General features: G+C 38.0%; 2 protein-coding genes. One reads left to right on the top strand and one right to left on the bottom strand.

Annotation, left to right across the window (positions count from 1 at the left end; genetic code table 11):
• Positions 1-281: 281 nt before the first annotated feature.
• The gene (locus ACWIW0_RS11185) at positions 282-1,589 is read right to left on the bottom strand and encodes an isochorismate synthase (protein WP_454453378.1); all 1,308 of its coding nucleotides are present in this window, start codon (positions 1,587-1,589) and stop codon (positions 282-284) included.
• 138 nt (positions 1,590-1,727) lie between these two features.
• Here ACWIW0_RS11185 and ACWIW0_RS11180 point away from each other — a divergent pair, with 138 nt between their 5' ends.
• Complete coding sequence (locus ACWIW0_RS11180) at positions 1,728-2,945, top strand: pyridoxal phosphate-dependent aminotransferase (RefSeq protein ID WP_454453377.1); 1,218 nt, start codon at positions 1,728-1,730, stop codon at positions 2,943-2,945.
• The last annotated feature ends 117 nt before the right edge of the window (positions 2,946-3,062 follow it).

The following is a 3,062-nucleotide window of genomic DNA, read 5'->3' as shown; positions in this document are numbered from 1 at the left end:
AAAAAACTTATTTAGGTATTTTTCGGAAACTATCAAAGGTTAAACAGATGTAGGGTGGACTTTAGTCCACCCAGATTATTGACAAAGTGTTTTCATTCGGACGCCAAGCGTGGCGTCCCTACAAAGAAGAAGTATAACCAATTGAAAAATAACAGATTTTATTTTGTTATGTAGGGACGCCACGCTGGCGTCCGTTAATTGGATACAACAAATTGAGGTTTGTCATCAGTCTGGGTGGACTTTAGTCCACCAATGTATAACTTATTGAGTAATAACGCTAATCAGCGTACAAATAACCCAGCCATTGCTAAGGCTTTGCGTTCTATCTCCTGCCATTCTGTTTCAGGATCAGAACCCTCGACAATGCCAGCCCCTGCATAGAGCGTAATTTGATTTTGTTGAATTTTTGCAGAACGGAGATTAACGCAAAACTCCGCAGATTGAGGCTGGAAATAACCCAATGTCCCCGCATACCAACCACGCTCAAAGCCTTCTTGTTTAGCAATAAACTGCTTGGCAGGTAAACGTGGTAAGCCTGCAACAGCGGCAGTCGGTTGAATACGCATTAAACAATCCACATCTGAAACTGGTTCTTTTAGTGTTGCTTGAATTTTTCGGCGTAAATGTTGCACATTATGTAACCGCTTTATTTCAGCACTGTTTACATTGATTTGGCTTACACAATCTTTAAGATGATCGCAAATATCATCAACCACTAATTGATTTTCATAAGTATTTTTTTGATCGCTTAATAGCCAAAGACGATTTCTTTCTGTTTGTTCTAAATCACTCGTAACGGTGGCTGTTCCTGCGAGAGCCTCCGTTCTAAGCTGGCGGTCTTCTCTTTTATATAACCGTTCAGGGCTTGAGCCAATAAAGGCTTGCGATGCTTGTTCTGCCCATAAAAAATGGTAACACCCCAAATTCTTACGTTGGCTAATAGCGAGTAAATCATAAGCAGACAACGGCTGATTGAAGACAAAAGTCGTAGCATTTGCAAGCACTACTTTACGAAATTGGTGTTGTTTAATGTTATCAATCGCTTGTTGAATATTATTTTGCCAAACTTCAAAATCATTGACTGCGTTGGTGGTAATAATTTGTGGTTTTGCAACTGTTTCATCAGCCACTTTATCTACATTAGTCAGTAAGGCTAAACAAGTCTGGATTTCTTCAGCAAGATTTTGCTTGTTTAGGTATAAGCAAGCGGTCAGTTTCTGCAAATTTTTTTCAAGGCAAAGACGAGGGAGAATAAATTGACATTGCCCTTCAAATTTTAGCCCACCGACTAATTTTATGCCAAACTGCTGAGAAAACTGTTCTGCATATTCTAACTGTGAAAAGGTTTTTACCGCACCAATAGCAGCTAATAAGAGATTATTAGAACGGTTTTGCCAGAAAAAATGCGGAAAAGTAGGTTGCTGTTTTAACCAATGCAACCAAAGGCTATCTTGCACAGGTTCTAACTGCTCAACAACAATTTCAATTTTTATCCAATCCAAATGGTCGGATAAACAATTAAACTGATGAACATTAGGCTCTGAAAGTAGGGTAATAAACCTTTGTTTTAATTCGTTAAAAATAGACATTGGCAAATTTTTAGTGAAATCTCACCGCTTGTTTGAAAAAAGAAAGACATTTTAGCGTATTTCCCCTTTTTTTTCCTAACAAATCGGAGTAGAGTTAAGCATTTTTCATACATTTATTTTAATCTTAGGGTAATCTCAATGGAACGTTTTCCAAAAACCGATAAATTGACCCACGTTCGCTATGATATTCGTGGGCCTGTACATAAAGAAGCTCTTCGCTTGGAAGAAGAAGGTCATAAAATTTTAAAATTAAACATTGGTAATCCAGCCCCTTTTGGTTTTGATGCCCCAGCAGAAATTTTAGTTGATGTTATTCGTAATTTGCCAACCGCACAAGGCTATTGCGATTCCAAAGGGCTTTACTCTGCTCGTAAAGCGATTGTGCAATATTACCAATTAAAAGGTTTATTGGATATTGACGTTAATGATGTTTACATCGGTAATGGTGTATCAGAATTGATTACAATGTCAATGCAAGCATTATTGAATGATGGCGATGAAATTTTAATTCCAATGCCAGATTATCCGCTTTGGACTGCTGCAGCAACACTTGCAGGTGGAAAAGCAGTGCATTATCTGTGTGATGAAGAAAAAGAGTGGTTCCCTGATATTGAAGATATTAAAGCCAAAATTACTCCAAACACCAAAGCAATTTTAGTTATTAACCCAAATAACCCAACAGGTGCAGTATATAGTCGTCAAATTTTATTAGAGATTGCAGAATTAGCTCGTCAGCATAATTTAATTATTTTTGCTGATGAAATTTACGAAAAAATTCTCTACGATGGTGCGGTACATCATCACATTGCAGCACTTGCTCCAGATCTTTTAACTGTAACCTATAACGGCTTATCAAAAGCCTATCGTGTTGCAGGTTTCCGTCAAGGCTGGATGGTATTAAACGGTCCGAAACAGCAAGCTAAAGGATTTATTGAAGGCTTAGATATGCTTTCATCAATGCGTTTATGTGCAAATACGCCGATGCAACACGCTATTCAAACAGCATTGGGCGGTTATCAAAGCATCAACGAATTTATTTTACCAGGTGGTCGTTTATTAGAGCAGCGTAATAAAGCTCACGAACTATTAACACAAATCCCGGGAATTAGTTGTGTTAAACCAAAAGGGGCGATGTATATGTTCCCGAAAATTGATACAGAGATGTATGGGATTAAAGACGACCAAAAATTTGTCTTTGATCTCTTACAGCAAGAACGAGTATTACTTGTACAAGGTTCAGGATTTAACTGGCATAAACCAGACCACTTCCGCGTTGTAACCTTGCCTTATGTTCATCAGTTAGAAGAAGCCATTACACGTTTAGGCAAATTCTTACAAAAATACCGTCAGGATTAATCTCTGCCACGATGAAAGATAATTCACCCACTTTAGTATGGTAGGGTGGGCTTCAGCCCACCACAAACTGATGATAAACCCTAATTTATTATATTTAATAAATGGACACACGCAGTG

The organism is Ursidibacter sp. B-7004-1 (genome assembly GCF_053654055.1).
Note: the sequence above shows the minus strand (reverse complement) of the source record. Positions and strands in the feature narration are given on the sequence as shown.

Bases quoted from the DNA above. Each gene is read 5' to 3' on its own strand.
- ACWIW0_RS11185 (WP_454453378.1), bottom strand. From the start codon at position 1,589: ATGTCTATTTTTAACGAATTAAAACAAAGGTTTATTACCCTACTTTCA.
- ACWIW0_RS11180 (WP_454453377.1), top strand. From the start codon at position 1,728: ATGGAACGTTTTCCAAAAACCGATAAATTGACCCACGTTCGCTATGAT.